The organism is Robbsia andropogonis (assembly GCF_000970345.1).
Lineage (GTDB): Bacteria > Pseudomonadota > Gammaproteobacteria > Burkholderiales > Burkholderiaceae > Robbsia > Robbsia andropogonis.
Genome location: NZ_LAQU01000045.1, coordinates 1 through 22,704 on the forward strand (window position 1 = coordinate 1; position 22,704 = coordinate 22,704).

The 22,704-nt window shown below is 61.6% G+C and carries 19 protein-coding genes; 16 read left to right on the forward strand and 3 right to left on the reverse strand.

Annotated features, from left to right (window positions below):
• Together WM40_RS23410 and WM40_RS23415 are read left to right on the forward strand one after the other, a co-directional pair.
• Positions 1–743, forward strand: a 743-nt coding sequence (locus WM40_RS23410; protein WP_046154145.1) for an amino acid ABC transporter permease, incomplete at its 5' end; no start/stop codon positions are given.
• On the forward strand, positions 740–1,453 hold the full coding sequence (locus WM40_RS23415) for an amino acid ABC transporter permease (RefSeq protein ID WP_024905640.1): 714 nt from the start codon (positions 740–742) through the stop codon (positions 1,451–1,453). The genes WM40_RS23410 and WM40_RS23415, both read left to right, overlap by 4 nt.
• On the opposite strand, the gene WM40_RS23420 is transcribed toward WM40_RS23415, so the two are convergent.
• A complete protein-coding gene (locus tag WM40_RS23420; protein ID WP_036012916.1) occupies positions 1,369–2,250 on the reverse strand; it encodes an AroM family protein in 882 nt (293 codons plus the stop codon). The genes WM40_RS23415 and WM40_RS23420 overlap by 85 nt on opposite strands.
• Before the next feature lie 92 nt (positions 2,251–2,342).
• Between WM40_RS23420 and WM40_RS28235 the strand changes: the two genes are divergently transcribed.
• The 3 genes from WM40_RS28235 to WM40_RS32360 all read left to right on the forward strand — a co-directional run bounded on the left by WM40_RS28235 (position 2,343) and on the right by WM40_RS32360 (position 6,282).
• On the forward strand, positions 2,343–3,362 hold the full coding sequence (locus WM40_RS28235) for a lasso peptide biosynthesis B2 protein (RefSeq protein ID WP_052738489.1): 1,020 nt from the start codon (positions 2,343–2,345) through the stop codon (positions 3,360–3,362).
• A 73-nt stretch (positions 3,363–3,435) separates the two neighbouring features.
• On the forward strand, positions 3,436–5,436 hold the full coding sequence (locus WM40_RS23430) for a hypothetical protein (RefSeq protein WP_024905637.1): 2,001 nt from the start codon (positions 3,436–3,438) through the stop codon (positions 5,434–5,436).
• Between the two features lie 747 nt (positions 5,437–6,183).
• Positions 6,184–6,282: a burhizin family lasso peptide precursor gene (locus WM40_RS32360; RefSeq protein WP_320535397.1), complete on the forward strand. Its 99-nt coding sequence runs from the start codon at positions 6,184–6,186 to the stop codon at positions 6,280–6,282.
• A 33-nt stretch (positions 6,283–6,315) separates the two neighbouring features.
• On the opposite strand, the gene WM40_RS23435 is transcribed toward WM40_RS32360, so the two are convergent.
• On the reverse strand, positions 6,316–11,121 hold the full coding sequence (locus WM40_RS23435; protein ID WP_046154146.1) for a DEAD/DEAH box helicase: 4,806 nt from the start codon (positions 11,119–11,121) through the stop codon (positions 6,316–6,318).
• 230 nt (positions 11,122–11,351) lie between these two features.
• Positions 11,352–12,071 (reverse strand): pirin family protein, encoded by a 720-nt coding sequence (locus WM40_RS23440; RefSeq protein WP_024905634.1) that lies wholly within the window; start codon positions 12,069–12,071, stop codon positions 11,352–11,354.
• A 296-nt stretch (positions 12,072–12,367) separates the two neighbouring features.
• Here WM40_RS23440 and WM40_RS23445 point away from each other — a divergent pair, with 296 nt between their 5' ends.
• The 11 genes from WM40_RS23445 (at position 12,368) to WM40_RS23495 (ending at position 22,519) form a co-directional block, all read left to right on the forward strand.
• Entirely contained in the window at positions 12,368–13,309 is a 942-nt protein-coding gene (locus WM40_RS23445) for a LysR family transcriptional regulator (RefSeq protein ID WP_036012935.1), read from the forward strand.
• 426 nt (positions 13,310–13,735) lie between these two features.
• Positions 13,736–14,236, forward strand: a complete 501-nt coding sequence (locus WM40_RS23450) for a glycine zipper family protein (RefSeq protein WP_046154147.1) — start codon at positions 13,736–13,738, stop codon at positions 14,234–14,236.
• A gap of 499 nt (positions 14,237–14,735) precedes the next feature.
• Entirely contained in the window at positions 14,736–15,074 is a 339-nt protein-coding gene (locus tag WM40_RS23455; protein ID WP_024905631.1) for a thioredoxin family protein, read from the forward strand.
• A gap of 82 nt (positions 15,075–15,156) precedes the next feature.
• Positions 15,157–15,888, forward strand: a complete 732-nt coding sequence (locus WM40_RS23460; protein WP_036012913.1) for a GntR family transcriptional regulator — start codon at positions 15,157–15,159, stop codon at positions 15,886–15,888.
• 75 nt (positions 15,889–15,963) lie between these two features.
• On the forward strand, positions 15,964–17,238 hold the full coding sequence (locus WM40_RS23465; protein ID WP_036012911.1) for an MFS transporter: 1,275 nt from the start codon (positions 15,964–15,966) through the stop codon (positions 17,236–17,238).
• 199 nt (positions 17,239–17,437) lie between these two features.
• On the forward strand, positions 17,438–17,842 hold the full coding sequence (locus tag WM40_RS23470; protein ID WP_236693660.1) for an MliC family protein: 405 nt from the start codon (positions 17,438–17,440) through the stop codon (positions 17,840–17,842).
• Positions 17,843–18,237: 395 nt separating this feature from the next.
• The gene (locus tag WM40_RS23475; protein ID WP_081765181.1) at positions 18,238–19,002 is read left to right on the forward strand and encodes a nucleoside/nucleotide kinase family protein; all 765 of its coding nucleotides are present in this window, start codon (positions 18,238–18,240) and stop codon (positions 19,000–19,002) included.
• A 159-nt stretch (positions 19,003–19,161) separates the two neighbouring features.
• Positions 19,162–20,577 carry a sugar porter family MFS transporter gene (locus WM40_RS23480; protein WP_024905626.1) on the forward strand — a complete coding sequence of 472 codons (1,416 nt, stop codon included), beginning with the start codon at positions 19,162–19,164 and terminating at the stop codon, positions 20,575–20,577.
• 406 nt (positions 20,578–20,983) lie between these two features.
• Positions 20,984–21,814, forward strand: coding sequence for a phospholipase D family nuclease (locus WM40_RS23485; protein WP_024905625.1), 831 nt, complete (start codon positions 20,984–20,986; stop codon positions 21,812–21,814).
• Between the two features lie 184 nt (positions 21,815–21,998).
• Positions 21,999–22,259, forward strand: a complete 261-nt coding sequence (locus WM40_RS23490; protein ID WP_024905624.1) for a type II toxin-antitoxin system Phd/YefM family antitoxin — start codon at positions 21,999–22,001, stop codon at positions 22,257–22,259.
• Positions 22,256–22,519 (forward strand): Txe/YoeB family addiction module toxin, encoded by a 264-nt coding sequence (locus WM40_RS23495; RefSeq protein WP_024905623.1) that lies wholly within the window; start codon positions 22,256–22,258, stop codon positions 22,517–22,519. Before WM40_RS23490 ends, WM40_RS23495 begins: the two co-directional genes overlap by 4 nt.
• Positions 22,520–22,704: the final 185 nt, after the last annotated feature.

The following is a 22,704-nucleotide window of genomic DNA, read 5'->3' on the forward strand; positions in this document are numbered from 1 at the left end:
TTGGCAGGCATGACATGCAATACGCTTTCGATTGGTCTTTCATTTTCCGCGTCTTGCCGAAATTTGGCAGTGCCGTTGCGGTAACGCTCGAACTGTTCGCCACCACGCTTCTGGTCTCGTCCACTGGTGCGATGCTGCTCGCGTTGCTGTCGCGGGCCGGAAGCCGCGTTATCCGGTTTGGCCTGGGAACCTTCTCCTGGTTGTTCCGCGGCTTGCCGGAACTGATCGTGCTGTTATTCGCCTATCTCGCGTTACCGCGCATGGGAATGCCCTTACCCTCGTTCTGGGCGGCGGTACTCGGTCTGTCGCTGATCGGCATGGCATACGAATATGAAATCTTCCGTGGCGCGCTGGAAGCGGTACCGCAGGGGCAATTCGAAGCAGCGCGTGCCTTGGGCATGGGCCGCGCCCGCATGGCGCAGCGTATCGTGCTGCCCCAGGTGTTCCGTATCGCCATTGCCCCATATATCACCTTTGCGTGTAGTGCATTGAAACGCACGTCGATCGCGTCGGCCATTGCGGTTCCCGAGATCATGGGGTTATCCGAGCGTTTCAATGAGGCGTTCCAGAAGCCATTCGAGTTGATGCTGGTGGCGATGATCTTCTATGTCGCACTCTCCAGCCTGCTGATGTGCGCCGAATGGCTCGTCGAACGACGACTACACCCCGGTCACGCCGTGGCGCCGCGCAAGGATGTCGATTCGGCCACGGAGCCGGTCCCGGGTCACGGAGCGCCGCAATGAACTTCGCGATCGTCTTCCAGCATTGGCATCTGCTGCTGACAGGCACGCTGACCACCATCGGCCTGATGCTGGTCGTGGGCACGGTCGCCCCTTTGCTGTCGATCCCACTGGCATTGGCTCGCCTCAGTCGCAAGCGCTGGCTGTCCTGGCCAGTCGCCGTTCTCAGTTGGTTCACGCGCGCCGTGCCAACGCTGGTATTGCTGTTTTTCGCGTACTACGGACTGCCGGTATTCGGCATCTACCTGAACCCGGTGCCCTCGGCACTCGCGGCCCTGATCTTCTCGGCGCTCGGCTATAACGTCGAATTCTTCCGCGCCGGTTTCCGTGCCGTGCCCGCAGGGCAGTATGAAGCGGCACGCGCATTGGGCATGTCGCGTTGGCGAATGCTGCAGCGAGTGATTTTCCCGCAAGCATTGCGCGTGGCCACCCCGTCGCTCTTCTCCAACCTGACGCTGAACTTGAAAGGCACCGCGCTGGCGAGCCTGGTATCGGTGGCGGAACTCAGCAGCAATGCACAGGCGCTGCTTTCCGATACCTACCGCCCGGTCGAATTCCTGGTCGCGGCGGCAGTGATCTACCTGATCCTGAATTCGGCGCTAATCGGGTTACAGCGCCGCGTCGAACGTCACCTCGATCCGGCGGCGAGGAATGCGCGATCGTCAAAACCCGCCGCCATCAAAGCCAGCGCATGCAAGGCCGCCACGCGATGAGGCATCAGCACGGGGCACTTCACCATCTGCTCAAGGCGCGCGGATAACGCCAAGCCATCGCTCGCCACCATCCCTAGACCATAGCTCCAGACCACCACGATGTCATGGGAACGCGAAGCCAGCTTTTCCGCCGCAGGCAGGATGTCGCCTTCGAATGGCTCATAGTCGATGGCCAATTGCGCGGCAAACGGTTGTTCGCGCCACAATTGCACATCTTGTCGGCCATGGCCCGCCGAACTCATCAGCCCAAAGCGCACCGGTTGCGCGCCACTGCGCGTGGCTGGGCCAGCCGTATTGACACGCTCGGTCACCGCCGCCAGCATCAGCGTGGCCGGTTTGATCAACGGGACCGGACAGATAAAGGCATCGTCCGGAAACCGCGTTGCGCAACAGAACAACACCATGTCCGCGCCCCGCGTGACCAAACGATCGATCGCGGCCTGGAAATAAGGCAACGCCCACGGCAAAGACACATAAACGTGATCCCAACCGTCCCCCAGGCGATTGCCGGTGGCACCCGGCACATGCACGTGCGCTCCCAGGCGATCTTCCGCATCACCGCCAAGGTGAGGCTTGATCTCGTCCCACGACAATCCATCCAAGATATGATCGTCGATGACGTCGATCCGCATTCCCAATGCGGCGGCAAGCCCGCGATGATAGGCCGCATATTCGTGGCGCGGACCCTGCCCAGTGGTAACGACACCCAGACGCATGATGCGTTTATACCCCGTAAACAGTAAATGAACCGATCGTGCGCCATGCCATCGCGCATACGATGATGATACCGCGTTCAATATGTGCTTCCTGTTTAAATAAAGCCACGATTTGACGAAAGACGCACAGTCGCTAAGATGATTCGCACACTTAATCACTGATGAGGTGAATCATGTATCGACATTTGCAGGCAGGCATTTACATCGCCCCTTTGTGCGAAGGGATGGCTATCCTGACCATGCACGACGACCAGTACTTTCTGTTGAATGAGGCGCAAGCGCGGGCACTCCTGCATTTGCTGGGTGTTGGCACGGAAATGAACGTCGACGCGGCGACCGTCTCGCAATGGACGGGTGCCTTTGAAAGACAGGGCCTGTTACGTGCGGGGACATTCGACGCGCCCGACGCCGTTGCCGCCGAGGCCGCCGCGCGCAAAGTCGCGCCATTGGCTGGTTTTACCGGATGGCGACTGGACCCGGACGACATCGGCCCCGGACTGCCGCTCTGGCTGATTGCCCGAGCGTGGTGGGCCGTTCGGCAATCGCATCGCATTACCGCACGCACCCGCATGCCAGGACTGATGCGCTGGCTATATGGGGCACCGCACACGAACCTGTCTTATCGCATCCAGTCCAACAGGCGTGCCGACGCAGCCGCGGCCTTCGCCGGCTCGGACATCCATGCGCGCGCCACGCCCACCGCGCTGACAGACGACGGATCGGCCCCGGCATCAGCATCGCAGGAACTGTTTGGTGCGTCCGCGCGCAAATCAGCCCCGGATGTCAGCCTTCACGCCATCACACGTGCGCGCATCGCGCAATCGGTCTGCGCCTTGAATCGCGCCTGCCTGCTGTATCCAAGGCGGACGAAATGCCTTGAATGGTCCGCCGCGCTCGTACACCTATGCCAGCGTCGCGGGGTCGATGTCGATCTGGTCATCGGCGTTTCCGGCGGCCCGTTCTCAGCCCATGCGTGGGTTGAACACGACGGCATGGTGATGGGGGACGACGCGGAACGACGCCGACAATTCGCCGTTATCGTCGACGGCCGAATGTGGCGCAACATCACGCCCCGCCCCGGCGACACCGCCATCGCGCGACGAAATCCACCTGGAGCGGGCGCCATGGATACCGCACGCAGGGGCGACACGCCACGAGACCGTACGAGAGATGCATCCCCCGCCGGCGCTTAAGCGGCGGACGCGGTGATCCGCTCGCCCTACGCCGTGACGCTCTCGACATGTACGCCCGACACAGGAGATTCTGATGCTTGCGATTCGTTTAGGTTACCCGACATCCCGCAACGATACCGCCGCGGCTTTCCCGTCCGGCAATGGCCACATATCGGATGAACGCATGAAGCCTGACCAGCGTGCGCCAGACGCCGCCGCATCCCGCTTCTCGTCCACGCGTACGCTTGAATGGATGGGTGACCACAAGCAGATCGCCTTATCGCTGCACGTCGATGCGGACGACGCCGCCCCGGAAAACGTCGCGCAAGGCAAATACGAGGGGCACGACTGGTTATGCTGCGGCGCGCTGTTCGATGCCGTCACGCACGCCCGCGTGCGACCCGATGCCATCATTGCATCGGTGATCGCCGACGTGGAATGGCTGGCGGCCCATTGCTGGGGGCTCTACCGATTCGCGGTCTTCCGTCGACGCGACGCCATGCTGCGTCTTTACATCGATCCGTGCGGTCAACGTCCGGTGTACTTCCGGCGAGCCAGCAGTGGCGGCAAACATTCGGACAGCACACGCACGGATGAATTCGGCCCGCTCCACATCGCATCGGACATGCGCACGCTGATCGGGTTGGCGCCTCAGGTTGCAGCGACACCGGACATGCATTTTCTGCACGGCACGCTGTTGCACGGCAATGGCCGCGAAAGTCGGACGGGATTGCTGGGCGTGGACAGCGTGCCCATTGGTTGCATGCTCGAAGTGCGTCATGGTCTAGCGCCGCAACTGCGTGAGGTCTGGCGGCCACTGCGCGGCAACAGCCCTTATGCGCCATTACGGCGGATTGATACCGTGGCCGCGACCACGTTGCCCCCCAGGATTGATAGCGCACAGCGCGCGGACCCGACGGATCGGCTTGCCGCGCGTCACAAAGGCTTGCCGATTGATGCGTTCCGCCTGTTGCAAACAGTGACGGATCGGTATCTGTCGACGTTGCCGGACGGTAATATCGTCCTGGAACTGTCGGGCGGACTGGAATCGAGCGCCTTGGCGCTGGCATTGCACGAAGCGGGACGGACGGACGGCCTGACAGGCATCAATCACTTCGACCGGGACTCCCCCGCATCCAACGAGATCGTCTACGCGCAAGCAATCAGCGATCACTGCGGTTTCCCGCTCCGTACGTTACCAATGGACATGACGCCCTATGCGCCGCCTATGTCGACCGCCACCATGCCACAACAGCCGCGCCCATCGCAAGGCAGCATCACGTTGAACTGGTCCACGCAACTGCGTGAGCGAACGTCGGATCTCAGTAGCGCGACCCATCTCAACGGCTATGGCGGCGATGCGGGTTTTCTAGCACCCCCGTATTTCAGTACATGGCTCGACGCGGTTCATGACGGCGCATGGCGCCGCGCGATGGGCGCTATTCACGACATGGCCCTGCTGCGTCGCACGCCGTACTGGCAAGTCATCCGCCAGGGCTGGAAAGAGAGTCGCTCGCGTAACCTGGATTCGCTGATCAGTGCGACGCCGCCGACAACCCTCCGCATGGCTCAGCCCGTTCCCGCGCCTGACCGCTTTGAGTACCTGCCGAGGCTGCATGCACAACTACGCCGGCAACCGGGCAAGCATATGCAGTTACTGGGGGTGATCGGTAATCTGGCCGAGATCGAGATGTATCCCGACCTGGGATTCACGCGCAGCTTTTTTCCTTATCTGACACAGCCCATGGTGGAGTATGTGCTGAATTACCCAAGCTATGCGCTCTACAGCCGCTTTCATAATCGCGTCCCGATGCGGCGTGCTGCCTACGCGGCGTCCGGCCTGCCCCATCTATGGCGCAGGGACAAAGGCGAGACCTCGGGACCGTTCACGCGGGGCTGGCGCGAGAATGCCGACCATATTCGCACCGTCGTGATGGAGGGGCGGTGTGCCCAGGCCGGCCTCGTCGATCGCGATGCATGCGATCGCGCCACGCGTCTGGCCATCAGCGGCTTTCGGCCGCCGGATCTATCACTGGACCGCATCTATGCCTGCGAGATGTTCATCCAGGCATGGCAAGGCACGGCTACCCGGTAGCCGCAAAATACATTGCCGTATTAAAAAGCGCTATTTCATCTCGAAATGGCATGCGCGCGGCGATGAAAAAAGCGCCGTTTGGAAATGCGAAGGACATCACGCTGGACCGCGGTCGCACATCAGCATTTTGTTCTCCCTGCGACGTTTGCGCTTTCCGATGAGGTTCGTAATATGGGCCTGGTCATAAGGGCATGCGCGTGAGCAAACGCTGAAGGACAGCGAGGCAACCATCGATTTTCGCGGCAATGGGAGGCGTCATGAATGACCAGGTGTACAAGGGCAGGATAGACGACCGGCGTGCGGACGACGCTGGCCACGTGCTGTTTGAAGACACTTTCGCGAGCCACTTCCAACGGAGAACGCACGATGAGATGGGCCCCATCGACCGCGCAAACCTGCCTGACAGGCATTAACGCCACCGAGGCGACGCACGGCATGAACGGTGTCGTACTCGAAGGCACGCAGGGCCGCTTCAGTGTCTGATAGGAGACGAAAGCGGGATTATCTCAACCACCCAAAGGAGTGTGAGCATGGCTATGGAACTACAAGGCGTCGTCGCGACGCACGCTACCCAAGGCTTAATCGGTCTCGTGCCGGAAAGCAGCACCGGCTATTTCCTTTTCGAGGGAGGCCAATGATGGACGCACGTTACCTACAAGGCGTCGTCGCGACCCACGCCACCCAAGGCTTGATCGGTCTCGTGCCGGAAAGTGGCCATGGCCTCTTCTTGTTAGAAGGCAGTCAATGATGCTTGCCCCATCGGACGTCGTTGGCCTTGCCGCCTGCGGCGAGACGCAGGGCGGATCCGGTCAATACAGGGAAGCCGGCGTCGGTCGCTTTTTATAACCGGACGCCTTTGCATCACGCGGTCCGCTCACCTCAGAACGGCCGCGTCTGCACAAGTAATGCCCGCGCGCGTTCCCTTGCCTCTGGCAAGGTTGCCGGGTCGAAATGGAACGCGCCGGCTTCAAGCCATCCCATCGGTATGCCATCGCAAAACGCGATGCGATTCGCCAGCGTCGACGCAACCCGGGTGCCTGCGATAACAATGCCGACCAGATTCAACGGGTCCGCCGCAGAGAGCACCGTCCAGCTTCCATCGTGGGGCCGTCGTCGGACGTCGCGCAGCAACGGCACCGCTTCAGGCAACGCGAACTGCTCGCCACTCAACCCTTCGACGAATCGTCCGCCGCGAATCTCGCCGCGCGCTTCCAGACGCCGATAAACCATCAGCAAGTCCCGCCACGGCGGCACCCCATCGGCTTCGCGTTCGAGCAACCGCCAGGAAATCACGCCATAGCGGCGCAGCAGTACCCACGCCACATGCTCGCGCGCGGCATCATCGTCAACGGATGACAAGTCGTCCGGCAATAGCGCCCACCGCCCGGCATCGTCCATGCCGCCGCTGACCCGGACATGCTGACGGCGACCACGCGGCCCGGCACCGTGTCCGCCCCACAGATTGCGCCGCGCCACCGGTGACAGCAAGGCGCGCAAACCGGCAAAGCTGTCCGCGTGTACCCGCCCTAGCGCAACGAGTTCGCTTAACGCGGCCTCCAACTCGGCGGGCAACAGACGCAATGCATCGGACAGCCCATCAAAGAATGACGGACCTCGCGTGGCCAGATGCCTGTACACCGCTTGCGCGCGCGACGATAGCAACGCGAGCGCAGGGTCCATCGCCCATGTATCAGACGCCGATTCGGCCATGGTCGTCGTATCGATCGGATGCGCCGTGGACACACGGACTGACACTGGGACGGCGCGGGCGTTGTCGACCACCGCATCGATGGTCTTCGCGGCACGTGCCTTTCCCCGTGGCGCGGCGTCTCGTGCCGCGGCCCGACGCCACATGTCAAGGTCCTGTCGCGGCACCAGCACAACCCCGCTTGCACGCACCAAGGTCGTCGGTCCGCCCGCATTGCCGCGGCTGCTCACGCCGGCAAGGCGTGCCCATGTGACCCGCCCCGAGCGGCTCAGCGTATCAAGCCAGCCGCGCTCATAATCGGCACACCGAGCGGGTAGCAGTTGCTCCTCCCATGCGGGTGCCGATGCGGCGTATCCCTCCAGTTGCGTCACTACATCTTCGAGCGCGACCGGCCCGCGTCCGCGCGTGCTTTCCGCGACGCGCTGCCAATCGAACAGGAAGCGCATGAAATCGCGTGCCGACACGGGTTCGATTTCACGCCGCAAACGTTGCACCGTATAGCGATGAATGCGGGCGAGCAAACTGCGGTCGCACCACTCCTCTTGCGTCGTGATGGGCATATCGGCTGGGCGCTTTTCGGTCGCGGAAGACGAAAAATGTCCGCGCACCACGCTCCCCTGTCGCTCCAGGGCCACGAGTGCCGCGGCGACGGCCGACACCGGCAGCACAAGCGGGTGGGCGAGATCCGCGACGGTCAACGGGCCAAACCCGCTGATGCGCAACTGGATCAATTCGATCAACGCCGCGTCGGCATCCGCCGGCATACGTGCGGCCGGCGTCGCGCCCACCACCGTCAGCGCCGCCTTGGGCCAACGCATGTCGGGGTAGACAGCATGCATCAATGGCACCCGTTCGCGCGCCAGCCAGAGTCCTTCCTCGCGCCCCTGATCCCGCGCCACTACAAGACGGAATGCATGGCCTGAACGCCCGAGCTGTCGCAACAGGGCTGTCCACGCGACACGGATCACCGGCTCGGAGCGAGCGTCGGTCTGGGCGCTTTCCATATCGGCGAGACGGGCTTCGTCGTCAGTAATGCAGCCCAGACGCATCAGCGCTTCCTGCATCTCATCGACATCGCGCACGCGCGGCCAGGCCTCCGCACGCACGGCGGCGATGGCGTCCGGGTCCAATGCGCCCAAGTCATCGGGCGACTCGGGATCGGTCCATTGTCTGCGCATCACCGCCTGGGTACGGCGCTCTTCCAACGGTGCATCATCAAGGAACGCATACGGCCGTGCCTGCAAGATTTCCGCTGCCATGGGCGATGGCGCGGGCAAGTCGCGTGCGATCAAGCGAACCGCGCCGGACTCCAGGCGCCGCAACAGGGTCAGCCACCCGTCGCAATCCATTGCCTCGTGCAGGCAATCATCCAGCGTCTGCGCAACCAGCGGATGATCCGGCAATTCACGCTCACCGACAATATTTTCGAGACAGGCGACCTGGTCCGGGAACACGGCGGCAAGCAAGTCTTCACTCTTCATCCGCTGCAGTTGCGGCGCGACCTTTCGCCCACCCACCTGACGGGGCAGCGCCAGCGCGGTGGTCGCGTTCCACCGCCAGCGTACGCCGAACAACGGTGCGTCCAGCAGCGCCTGCACCAGCACGTGCTCGGCACTGGCGCTGTGCAGGTAACGCCATACTTCGTCGAGCGGAAAGCTGTGGCTGGTCGACAGCGACAGTACGATCGCGTCCTCCGTTGCCGCCGCCTGCAATTCAAAATTGAAGTTGCGGCAGAAGCGCTTGCGCAACGCCAGGCCCCACGCACGATTGACGCGGCTGCCGTAGGGCGCATGCAGCACCAGTTGCATGCCACCGGACGCGTCGAAGAACCGCTCCATGATCAGCGTATCGTGCGTCGGTAATGCAGACAATGTGGCGTGGGTCCGCACAAGATAATCGGCGATCTGTCGCGCTGCGTCATCGCCGACACCGCGAATCCGCTGCAAGACCGGCATCACCGCATCAACGACACCCGCAGTGGTCAGGGCCCTCGACGACGCGTGAACCGCCGCGCGCGCAAACGCATCAGCGTCCCGCTCGTTGGAGACGTTGGATGCGATATCCGATGGCACATCGGCGGATACGGATAGATCGCGGCGCGCACCGACCCGGCCTTGATGCCCGGCAATCGCCTGTGCCACATCGGCGCGCAGGCGGGCAACGCCGTTGGACAGGGCATCGGTACGTCCCGGCGCCTCCCCCAGCCAGAACGGGATATTCGGCGGCTGGCCCCGTGCGTCGCTGACACGTACTTTGCCCGCCTCGATTTTCATGATCCGATACGACGTATTGCCCAACTGGAACACGTCGCCCGCGAGGCTTTCGACCGCGAAGTCTTCGTGTACGGTACCAATCGGCACCGCTTGCGGCTCCAGCACCACCGTGTAATCCGCGTTATCGGGGATGGTCCCCCCGGCGCTGACCGCGGTCAATCGCGCGTTACGCCGGGCACGTACCGTATGGTCGATGCTGTCGCGATGCAGATAGGCGGCTCGCGGCCCCTGGCGCGTCGCATAACCCTCCGCCAACATATGCAACACCGCATCAAATCGGTCGCGCGACAACGTGGCGAAGGGGGTGGCACGACGGGTCATGGTGTACAGCGCGGTTTCGTCCCAGGCCTGTTGCGCCACTTCAGCCACGAGTTGCTGTGCCAGGACATCCAATGGCGCCGACGGGATCTGCAACGTGTCCAGTTCGCCTCGCCCGACGCAATCCAGCAATGCGGCGCATTCAATCAGATCATCGCGCGACGTCGGAAACAGCCGTCCCTTTGGCACGCCCCCCACGTGGTGCCCCGCACGGCCCACACGCTGCAGGAATGCACCGATGCCGCGCGGTGAACCGATTTGACACACGAGGTCGACGTCGCCGATGTCGATGCCCAGTTCCAGCGAGGCAGTAGCAATCAGCACCCGCAATGACCCGGACTTCAATCGGTGTTCGGCATCCAGTCGATGTGCCCGCGACATGCTGCCATGATGCGCCGCGACTGCGTCGTTGCCGAGGCGGTCCGCGAGATGTCGCGCGGCACGTTCGGCCATGCGCCGCGTGTTGACGAATACCAGCGTGGTCCGTTGTTCCGATGCCAGCACACCGATCCGGTCATAGACGGTATTCCAGGTGTCGTTCGACATGACCGCGTCCAGTGGCATAGGCGGGAGTGCCAAGGAAAGATCGCGTTCGCGATAGTGGCCGATGTCGACGATATGCGCCGCAGCGGCATGCGGCGGCGAGGTATCACCGTCGTTGGGGCGCACGCCAGCGAGAAACGCCGCCATGCGCTCGATCGGCTTTTGCGTGGCGGACAATCCCACCCGCATGGGATACGCCTGGCGGCCATGGTACCGCTCACAAAGCGCATCGAGCCGTGCCAGACTCAGCGCCAGATGGGCGCCACGCTTGCTCGGCGCAACCGCATGAATTTCGTCGATGATGACCGTGCGCACGGTCGACAGCATGCGACGACCCGAATCCGAACCGAGCAGCACGTAGAGCGACTCGGGCGTGGTGACGACGATATGTGGTGGGCGCCGCGCCATGGCCGCGCGTTCGGCCTGGGGCGTATCGCCGGTACGCACGGCGGTTCGGATCTCCGGCATGCGCAAGCCACGGTCGGACAGTGCCGCGCCGATACCCGCCAGCGGCGCACGGAGGTTCTTCTGGATATCATTCGACAGCGCTTTCAGCGGCGACACGTACAGCACCGCGGTTTCATCCGGCAGCGTCGTTCCCGATTCCAGACAGTCAGTACCTCGCACGATCAGGTCGTTCAACGCAGCGAGAAAGGCGGTCAACGTCTTCCCGGAGCCCGTTGGTGCCGCGACCAGCGTGGTTCGGCCCGCGCGCAACAACGGCCAGGCGGCAGCCTGGGCTGGCGTCGGCGCGACAAATGTCGCGCGAAACCAGTCCTGAACCGCTGGATGGAAGTCATGCAGGGAATCGTCGCCGGCTGGCGGCAAGCCGGCCGACGCCATCGCGGCGGCGTTCGCCTTGTCGGCATCGGGTAACAGGACGGGCGGGGCGACCGGATCAGCGCCGGTATCGGGAGCAACCATGCCCTCAATATGCGTGGTTTGACCGATTGATTCAAGCCCCTCGCGGGGAAATGCGCGCCGGATCGTCCGGCAATCGCTTATGGGTTTGGCGGCGCGACGTTACGCTCCGACTGCGGCGCATGCACGCCGCAGCCGAGCCAATACGCCGATCAGAAGTCCGGCAGGGCGTTGGGACGCAGGTCAAACACCAGCACTTCCGCCTGATTGCCTCCGGAGAACGCCAGAAGGTCTTCGTCGCGTACCCGGACACCATCCCCCTCACCCAGCGCCATGCCGTTCAGCGTGACACTGCCGCGCGCCACGTGGACATAGGCGTAGCGATTTGGCGGCAGTTCCACCGAGGCGGCTTCACCACCGTCCAGCAGGCCGGCGTAGACCCGCGCATCCTGATGGACAGACAACGAGTCCTGCGCACCATCGGGCGAGATGATCAAGCGGAAACGCCCGCGTTTTTCAGCGTCGCTGACATGAATCTGCTGATAGCGCGGCGGCACGCCCTTTTGTCCCGGCACGATCCATATCTGCAGGAAATGCACGCTCTCCTCGGAGGAGTGGTTGAATTCGCTGTGCCGCACTCCGGTCCCGGCGCTCATCATCTGCACATCGCCGGGGCGAATCACGGACCCCGTGCCCATCGAGTCCTTGTGCTCCAGCGCGCCTTCCAACACATACGAGAAGATTTCCATGTCGCGATGTGGATGCGTGCCGAAGCCCTGACGCGGCAGGACACGATCGTCGTTGATCACGAGCAGATCGGAGAATCCCTGCTGTGCCGGGTCATGGTAATGCCCGAAAGAAAACGTGTGGCGCGACTGCAGCCAGCCCAGATTCGCCACACCTCGATCATTTGCCGCACGACGTTCGAGCATGATGCCCTCCTTTTTCGATAATATTCACGTTCAGACCCGTTACTGGCGCGACGTACCGGCGCGGTCGACGTCGGCGGTTCGGCCGGAAACGCGGTACACGGACGGCGCTGCCTGCACACCGCATTGCCCAAAGCCCTGTTAAATACTGCTTCGATGCGCCGTTTCCTTAATAAGCAGTATGCGCCGCGGCGCATTGGCGCATCATGAATTGATCACGGGTCAATATTCGAAAATTTCGATGATGGAGGTTCGAGGTGGGCGATTCCGAGCACCTGGGTCCAGGAGGCGCACCACGCCTGCAGACGGGAGGCCAGCGACGCATCACGTTGGAAGCAATCGAGCTGGTCGAGGCGATCGACCGTCACGGATCGTTCGCGGCCGCCGCGGAACGGTTGTATCGCGTTCCGTCCACGGTCTCCTATGCGGTCGGGAAACTGGAGCAAGAGATGGGAATTGCCTTGTTCATCCGCAAAGGGCCGCGCGTCACCCTGACGCCCGCCGGACGGCAACTGATCGATGACGGGCGCTGGCTGCTACGCGCCGCGGCGGATCTGGAGTCTCGGATGCGCCAGGTAGCTACCGGGTTCGAGGCCGAGTTACGCCTCGTGATCGACTCACTGATTCCGATCGACATCCTGCTGGACGACGTTCGCCAGTTCGAGGCATTGCAGTGCGGTACGCAATTGCGCCTGGGAACGGGCGTGATGAGCGGCGTGTGGGAAGCACTGCGGGAAGGGCGGGCCGACTTGGTGGTCGCAAGCGGCGACAATCCCGCCGGCAATGGCTTCCGTACTGTACCGGTAGGCTCCACGGATTTTGTATTCTGCGTCGCGCCAGGGCATCCACTCGTCGATCGTGCAAAGGAACGGCAGCCCGATGGCGCGCCTCGGCCGCTGACGCGCGATGATCTGCTGGATCACACCGCCATCGTCATCGCGGATAGCGCCCGGGATGTCGGCGGTCGCACTGCGGGCCTATTAAACGGACAAAAGCGCATCACGGTGGCGTCGCTGGCCGACAAGCTATGCTGTATGCGGGCTGGACTCGGGCATGGATTCGTGCCTCGTGCAAACGTCGACGATCTGCTGCGCCGTGGCGCACTCTGCGAATTGCCTACCGAAGAAGGCCGCCCGGGTGAGCACTTCTGGCTGGCCTGGCGTGCCGGACAAGGGGGTGAAGCATTGAAATGGTGGCGTGCCCGGCTGACGCGACCGCTGGTACCCGATGCCGTGGCGTAATCGATAGGATGCCAGTCAGGCTTTACCATCGTCGAGGACGGCCTACCCTGCGCAAGGACATCGTCTGTTCCAAGTGACACACCGGGAAAATACCAACCGGATGACACGGTAACGACAGGTAAAAATAATGTAATCGGCTCACGCTGGGCAGGCCGGTATATTGCTTTGGTAATTTCAAGGTTTGTCGCCCTGCATGGTCGCCGTATCGAATTCACGCCCACCGTGGACCGGCGGCCTCATGAAGTCGACTCTTCTTTTTCGAGATGCATGATGAAGACGCTATCCATCCGTTCCAGGAGCCTGACGCTCCACGATACACGGCAACCAGGTGTCGCTTACCCGCACCGGGGTGATGACAAGGTGCCCCGCGCGGGTAAGACCCGCTGGGCGGCACTCGCCGCGACAGCCGGTGCCCTCGCCGCCGTCATGCTGTCTGGATGCGCGGTAGTGACGCCCACCGGCCCCAGCGTCGTGGCGTTGCCGGAACGCGGCGAGTCACTCGCGACGTTCCAGAAGGACGATTATGCCTGCCGGAACTATGCCTACGGCATCATCAATCCGAACGGGGCGCAACAGAATGCCAACAATAGTACGGTGAACGGCGCCGCGCTCGGTACGCTCGGGGGTGCCGCCGCCGGCGCGCTTATCGGCGCCGCCAGTGGCAATGCCGGCGCCGGTGCGGCAATCGGCGCAGGCTCCGGGCTGCTGCTGGGCAGCGCCGTGGGCGCGGGCAACGCGCAAAACGACGCCAATGGCCTCCAGGCGCGGTATGACGCAGCGTATGCGCAATGCATGACAGCGAAAGGCAACACGATCCAGCAACAACCGGCACCGGTGTATTACGAGGCGCCCCGCCCGGCATATTATTACGCCCCGCCCCCCGCACCGGTTTACTACTACGGCCCCGGTGCCCCGATGGGGTGGTAATGGCGCAATAGCCCGTGCGTAGCGTATCCCACGGTGTGATGAATGGATGGTCCATCACACCAGCCCCGATATCGGCATTGGCAGGCCTGTCGGCGGCGGCGCGCGCCGTCCCGCTTTTCACGCAATGGCCTCCGCCTCGGTCCCGCGATTTGCGCCGCGCGTTCCCACGTATGGGCCGCTAGGCCGCCCTTCCTGTCCAGCCCACCTTTGTCAGGCCCGTAAAGGGTACCTTCCCTCGCGCCCCGATTGCACCGCCCGCTTCTCAACGTTGCTCCTTTCCGTCCCGTTGACGTGTCCGCACCCTCGTACGGAGCGATCGGCGTGGCTTTCTTGCCCTGTGACCGTAACGAATTTGACTACTTTACCTCGTCATCTGACAATAAAACGCGGTAACGTACGTCTGTAGTATGACTGGTCCTTTCGTGCCGTCTTATGCAGCACCGATGGATGACAGTCGGTAAAAGGGTCACGATCAGGTATCGACCAAATGGAGATTGCGATGACATTGACGCCTGTCTACGCCGCGCTCGAACCGCAGCGCGCCGAAATTGACGCGCAAGCGGGCCCTGCCTTGCTGGAATTCGGCGCGCCATGGTGTCCGCATTGTCAAGCCGCGCAAGTGCCGCTCGCAACAGCATTCGCGGCGCATGCCGAAATGCCGCTGCGGCATTGGAAGGTCGAGGACGGCAAAGGCCGCGCGCTCGGACGCAGCTTTCGGGTGACGCTATGGCCGACCTTCATCTTTCTACGGGATGGCAAAGAAGTGTCGCGACTGGTCCGCCCTACTACCGCCGCGCCGATCCACGAGGCCTTGACCGACATTTTGAGAAACGCATGACCCACGAGACGCGCGGGAGACAGCGTCGGTCCTCGGCATATTTAATTTACCTGATCATATAAATGAATGGAGATCGGACGTGATGGATGACCGGTTGCCTCGTTACCTGAAACTGCGGGACGAGATTGCCGCGCGCATCGCGGCGTTGGAGTGGCAGCCGGATCAGGCATTGCCCACGGAGATGGAACTGTCCTACGCATACGGCGTGGCAATTGGCACGGTGCGAAAGGCGATCGATGTACTGGAGCAGGAGGGACATCTCGAGCGATTCCAAGGACGTGGCACCTTTATCCGACGCGCCAGTTTCGACCAATCGTTGTTCCGTTTTTTTCGATTCCAGCGTGCGGACGGACAACGGTGCCCTCCGCAAAGCCGCATCCTCGCGCGTGACGTGTTGCCCCCACCCAGTGCGGTGGCCAAGTCATTGCGGATGACGATCGACCAGATTGCGGCCAGCGAGCTGACGATCAGGCTGTCGCGATTGCGTACCATGGGTGATGTCCCGTTGGTGCACGAGCAAATCTGGCTGCCTCATGCACGATTTGCGGTGCTGGCTACTTTGCCGCTGCCCGAGTTTGCCGAATTGCTGTACCCGATGTACGAAGCACGGTGTGGTCAGGTTGTCGCCCGTGCAAGCGAACGGCTCACGATCGGCATCGCCGACGAAAACGACGCCGAGATGCTGGCACTCGCCCCGGGAGAGGCGATCGTCGTGATCGAACGCACCGCGTTCGCGCATGATAACCGCGTCCTCGAATGGCGCGTGTCGCGTGGCGCCGCCGCGCATTTCAGTTATGAGATAGAGATTCGCTAATAGAATGGACACCGCCCGCGAGGGGATCGCAATGCTGCCTCTGCAGCACGGTCCGACGCATGTACGGAGTTCACTATATTGGCTTGGTATCGGAAGATATCCTACGCGGAAAGACGCACATTCTGGGCGTGTTTCGGTGGCTGGGCATTGGACGCCCTCGATCTGCAGATGTTCAGTCTGGTCATTCCGGCCATCATCACCGAATGGGCGGTCACCAAGATTCAGGCCGGTGCGATCAGCAGCGTGACCTTGATCGCGTCCGCACTGGGGGGATGGATCTGCGGCGCGGCGGCAGACCGCTATGGCCGCGTACGCGTGCTGCAATGGACCGTTATCTGGTTTTCCCTGTTCACCCTTTTCTCGGCCTTCGCTCAAAACTACACCCAACTCCTCATCTTCAAAGCCTTGCAGGGCTTTGGCTTCGGCGGAGAATGGGCTGCCGGCGCGGTTTTGATGGCCGAAGCGATTCGAGACCAGCATCGGGGCAAAGCGATGGGAGCCGTACAAGGCGCGTGGGCAGTCGGCTGGGCAGCCGCGGTCCTCGTTTATACGGTGGTCTTTTCGTGCATGGTGCCCCACATCGGCTGGCGCTTCATGTTTGGTCTGGGTATCGCACCGGCGTTGCTGATCCTCTATATCCGGCGCAGCGTCCGGGAACCGCGCCGACAAGCACCCGCCGCGTTGCCGATATGCGCCCCGTCCGGATGTCGTGCACGCGTACAACTCGGCGTAACGCCACTGCTTGCCATCTTCTCGCCGGACATGCTTCGCATGACATTGGTCGGCGGCTTGCTGGGCATCGGTGCTCATGGGGGATATGCCGCACTGACGACGTGGTTGCCGACTTATCTCGAGACGGAGCGGCACCTGACGGTAATGGGAACCGGTAGCTATCTTGCCGTCATCATCGTCGCCTTTTTCTTTGGCTGCCTCGCCGCCTCGGTCATGCTGGACCGCATTGGTCGACGCGGCACCATCCTGCTATTTGCCGTCGGCTGCATTATCACCGTGATGGCCTACATGTTCCCGCCACTGTCGAATCAGGCCACGCTGGTCCTGGGGTTTCCGCTCGGCTTCTTCGCGGCAGGCATTCCCGCAAGCATGGGTGCCTTGTTCAGTGAGTTATATCCACAAGGCTCGCGCGGCGCGGGTGTCGGCTTCTGCTACAACGTCGGGCGCCTCGTCTCCGCTGGGTTTCCCGTTATGGTCGGTCATCTGAGCGGCGCCTGTTCATTGGGTTTCGCCATTGGAGTGAATGCTGCCCTTGCCTATGCCATCGTCGTGCTGGCGATCCTTATGTTGCCGGAAACACGTGGTCGACATCTCGCCACCGATCGCGCCGCGGTGTAGTCATCGATGATTGCCACGCAGGCGCAACTATTGGGATTTTGCATGGATCAATCAGGCACAGGCGACGAGGATTTGTTAAATTAGTGCCCTTCGCGCCGGCCCACCGTTGTTGTACTGGCGCTGAACGACTTATCGACGGGATCTGAAGGGAGAACACACTGTGTCAGCACGATTGACCCGCGCGCGCCGGACAGGCGCATTGCTGCTGGCCTTGGCCGGCGCAGGCGCGACGGCCGCGATGGCGGCACCCGGCGCCGACGCGGCCATGCGGCACGGCAGCAACGCCCGGGACCACCATGCGGCAGCAAAGTCACTGACCGTTCCGCAAATCCAGGTGTGGACCCAAAATACGATCCGCTATCAGTGCGATGGCCGGAAATCGCTTACCGTTCACTATTCGAATGCCAAGAATGAACAGAGCTTCGCGTTGCTCAATGTGAAAGACCGCGACATGCTGTTCGTCAATGTGTCGGCCGCATCGGGCAGCAAATATGTCGCGGGCCAGTACAGTTGGTGGACCAAAGGGCCGCAGGGCACGCTACGCGACGATTTCGCAGGCGATAACGGCACCGATCTGCTAACCAACTGCAAGGCCCAGCAGTAAGACCGGTGCCGTGGCGCTTTTTCGCCGCGTCACCAACGTCGCCGCACCCACACTTTCCAGCGCAATAGGTTGCCCGCGGCTGTCCACGCGCTCGCCGCGCGGGAACAATGCTGGGCCGCTCCGCCATCAGGGCACTGGATCCGAGTTCCTGACCATCGCAGGGCCCGGTGTCCGGCACGCGCTGGCTTGGCTGTCGTACCTTTCGATGACACCACTGCATGTGACCGGCTCGGGCATAAATTTTGAAGCTCAGGTAAATTGAAATGGCTGGAACAGCCGTTTGCACGCGCACCTTCTATCCCGGCGGGCGTTGCCAACACCTGTAATTGCCATTTACGAAAACTTTTAGAGCCTTTTCCGTGCCTTTGCAGCCATCGTCTCCGAAATTACCCGCTATGGCAGCGGCATTGCCGCCTGCCTCGGAAGCCCGCGGCGATGTCAACGTGGCAGCAGCGGCGCCAGATGGTCATGCCGCTCCTACGCTGACGCTTGCACCCGAAGCACTGGCCCGGGTGCGTGACGTCCTCGCACGCCGCAAGGCAGGACAGCGCACGCTGATCGGCTTGGTCGGCGAGCCTGGCGCCGGCAAATCGACTGTCGCCGCGGCGCTCTCGGTTGCATTGCAAGACACCGTGGCACTGGCGGTGGTGCCGATGGATGGCTTCCATCTGGCCAATGCCGAGCTGGCGCGTCTGGGTAGAGCCGAACGGAAAGGCGCACCGGATACGTTCGATGCAGCGGGCTACCTCGCCTTATTGCATCGACTTAAGAGGACCCCAGAGCCCGACGCCGGCACAGCGGCACCCATCATCTACGCACCGGCGTTCCATCGGGAGATCGAGGAGGCGGTCGCGGGAGAGATCGCGGTGCCACCTGAAACGCAACTCATCATCACCGAAGGCAACTATCTGCTGCTCGATGAGCCGAACTGGCGCGAGGTCCGCGCAATGCTCGACGACATCTGGTTTATCGCAACACCTCAGCCGCAACGGCATGCGCAGTTGCTGGCGCGACACATGGCGCACGGACGTACCCGGGAAGCGGCGCTCGATTGGATCGCGCACACCGACGAACCCAATGCGCGGCGCATTGCAGCCAGTGTCCAAGCGGCACAGACGGCGGGCATCGATCTCTTCGTGCTGCCAGTAGCGGCCGCATAGGCATCAAGCCCGCGTCACGATGCGGGCGCGGTGCGCAATCCGGCACCGCGCCCGCCTGCAACCGCTTTCATCTCGACATAAGACCGCGTGATTTCAACCGGTCCTCGTTGAACCACGAACTGGGATCGGTTCCGACTTTAGAAACGATGGAGAATGTTGATGCATACGTCCACTGACCTACCCTACGCCGGTCAACGCGCCGCACCACATACGGGCCGGCTTGTCGGCTGGATTGCGCTGATCGCGGCCCTTGGCGGGCTGCTTTTCGGCTATGACACCGGCATTATCGGTGTCGCGTTATTGGGGCTCGGCCGGCAATTCGCGCTCGACGACACGCTGAAGCAGTTTGTCACCGCCGCATTGATTTTCGGTGCCCTGGTGGGATGTCTCGGGACCGGCCCTATTTCCGATCGCGTGGGACGTCGACGGGCGGTGATGCTGGTGGGTATTATCTTCGCCGTTGGCTCGATATTATCCGCAATGTCGCCGAGCGTGGCGATGCTGATTGGCTCCCGCTTTCTGCTAGGCCTTTCAGCGGGGAGCGCGACGCAGATCGTGCCGATCTACATCGCCGAAGTCGCGCCGCCGCAGCATCGCGGCAAGATGGTGACGCTATTCCAATTGATGGTGGTGTCCGGCATCACTGTTGCCTATTGCACTGGCTTTATCCTAGGCGAGCATTGGCGCGTGATGTTTGCATTGGGGGTCGTACCTGCCGTGATTCTGCTGATTGGCATGGTGTTCCTGCCGGAAAGCCCGCGCTGGCTCTGGATGTCCGGACGAGAACAGGATGCATTCGCGGTCTTGCAGAAAATTCGCGGTCACGCCTCACTGGCACAACAGGAACTGGAAGATATCCGCGGCGTGGCGGAACAGAAGCAGGGCACATGGCGTGACCTCGCCAGTCCGTGGATTCGCCCCGCGGTGATCGTCGGGACCGCAATCGCGATGTTCTCGCAAATCACCGGCAACAATGCATTGATCTACTACGCGCCGACCATTCTGACGCAGGCCGGCTTCAGCGACACGGCTGCAGTACTCGGTGCGGGGTTCAGCACGTTGCTGGTCGTGATCATGACGATCATCGGCAGCTTCCTGATCGACAAGATCGGACGCCGACGCTACCTCCTCTGGACCATTCCCGGGTCGATCGTCGCATTGATCTTGATGGGCTATCTGTTCCAGGGTGCCGGCCCCACCGATACCGTCAGCCGCTGGCTCGCAGTGCTATGCCTAGGTATCTACCTGATGCTGAACTGCGGCGGCTTTGGGGTGTGTATCTGGACCATCAACTCGGAAGTCTATCCGTTGTTTGTCCGAGGCAAAGGGGCATCATTGGGCGCGTTCAGCCACTGGATCTTCGACCTGGCGGTCACCCTGAGCACGTTGTCGCTTGTTCACGCCCTCGGCCCGGCGCATACGTTCTGGTTGTATGCACTGATCTCGGTGGGTGCGCTGGTGTTCATCGTCTTCCTCGTGCCTGAAACGCGCGGCAAGACGCTTGAAGAAATCGAGCATGCCCTGCGGGAACGTCGCTTCTTCCCTTATCAGCAACGAAGAGCGGAACGTGGTTAAGCACTTGCCTGGCCGCATCGGCCAGTCCGTTGGTATAAGACAAAGCCGCTCGCGTCGGGACAGTATCGCGGCGTGATAAGCGCCGGCTCACTTCACTATCGCGAATCGACGAGTACGTCATGCGGACCGGCACCGTCATTTCCCACGCGAGTGGCACGGTAGTTGTAATCGTCATGGCGTACGCGCTTGGCCGTACCTCGTCTCAATGAGCATCCGCGCCCCCATGCGGTCGGGGGAACAACACGCTTTTGCACCTGCTCATAGACAATGAAAAACGCCCTGCAGTAACTATACGATTAGTCTGTCGTTCGACTGACTTTCTATGAGTCGATTTCTTATATAGCATTCCGAACCAATTAGACAACACGACAGTATTCGTAGTGTTGGTAACATTGGGAGAGTGACTATGAGACGAAAATCTGATGCACCTGCTGATCAGCTTAAACAGCAAGGTGTACCTGGCGCGGATGCATCGCAATGGCAGTGGCGGCCCCAAATACGTCACAGTGATTTCGCGAACGTCGTAGTGAAACGCTTGGCACCGGCCGATGATGGCTTGGCGCGGCGGCTTGGATGGCGCTCGGCTACAGTACTCGCTTGCGCAATACTGTCAGTGGCCGGAATCGGAACGGCACAGGCCAGAAACGTCGCGCTGCTCCAGGACGCGAGCGTGACAACGTATTTCTCCCCGAATGGCGGTGCGGTACAGGCTCGGGTCGATCTTATCGACGCCGCCAAAACACGTGTCTTGATGGCGGGATATGGTTTTACCTCCGACGCAATCGCCCAGGCACTGATCGCGGCGCACCAGCGCGGGGTGAAAGTCCAGGTCGTCATCGACAAGAGCAATGTCCACTCGCGGTACTCGAAAGGCATGCAATTGCGGGACGCTGGCGTCGATGTCCGCTCTCATCATGCGTATGCGATCATGCATCACAAGTTTGTCGTCGTTGACGAAAAGGTCGCCTTTGGCTCGATGAATGCGACCGACTCAGGCGAGACACGTAACGCGGAAAACTGGAACGTATTCTCAAACGCCGGCCCATTAGCACGTATCTACGCAACCGAGTTCGAACGCTTGCATGCAAGCGGACGTGTTTTCGAGAGCGAGTGGAAAAAGCCAAAGCGTGACGACGCAGCCGCGGAGACAATTGGACTTCCCAAGGACGTGCCGATCACCGGCAAAGGCATTGACCTGCAATCATGCTGCTGGCCGACCTGCTTCGGCAGAGCTTGACTGAGTCGTCTCCCTTGCCTACGGCTACGCCCACGTGGCTGTCGAGCGCATCAGTGCAGGAAAGTAACGCTTGCATCCCGACGCATTCGGTCCACCCCGAAACATGTACTTTTATCTGTACATGTTAGAAAAAAACGCTAAACTGTACAGGTAGAGACACCGGTTGCACGTTAAGGGAGGGTATATGCGGACGATTCCGTTTACTGATGCACGCGCCAATCTCAAGCATGTCATTGACCAAGTGGTGGATGACGTGGACGTCACGCTCATTACGCGACGGGACGCACCCAATGCGGTTGTCATGTCGCAAGAACATTACGACAGCCTGATGGAGACAGTGCATTTGCTTCGCTCGCCGGCAAACGTCGCGCATTTGGATCGGTCCATTGCGCAACTCCGGGCGGGCAAGGTCAAGACACAAAAGCTGGAAGAAGGCAGTGAATGAGTGTTCTGAACATAATGTGGACTGCCGAGTCGTGGGACGACTACGTCTATTGGCAGGGGCAAGACAAGAAGACCCTCAAACGCATCAACCAACTCGTCAAGGATATCCAGCGTACGCCCTTTCAGGGCATCGGCAAGCCGGAACCCCTAAAGGCCAACTTGGCCGGTTTCTGGTCGCGTCGCATCGATGACACCAACAGGCTCGTCTACGAGATTGCCGACACGCAGATCAATATCGTATCGTGCCGGTATCACTACTGACGTGCGTTAAAGCTGCTGTCGGCGAGCATAGGGAAATCTGTTCAACGATAAACAGGCAGCAAGCCGTAGCGATTGCCACGATAGACAAGCCTGACCAACCCGGACACTGCGCCGCCGCAGCAGCAGTGTGAGTCAGGGGTAGGAGTGTTGAGTAGGGGTGACGGGTTGGTATGTTCGAAGGGCAG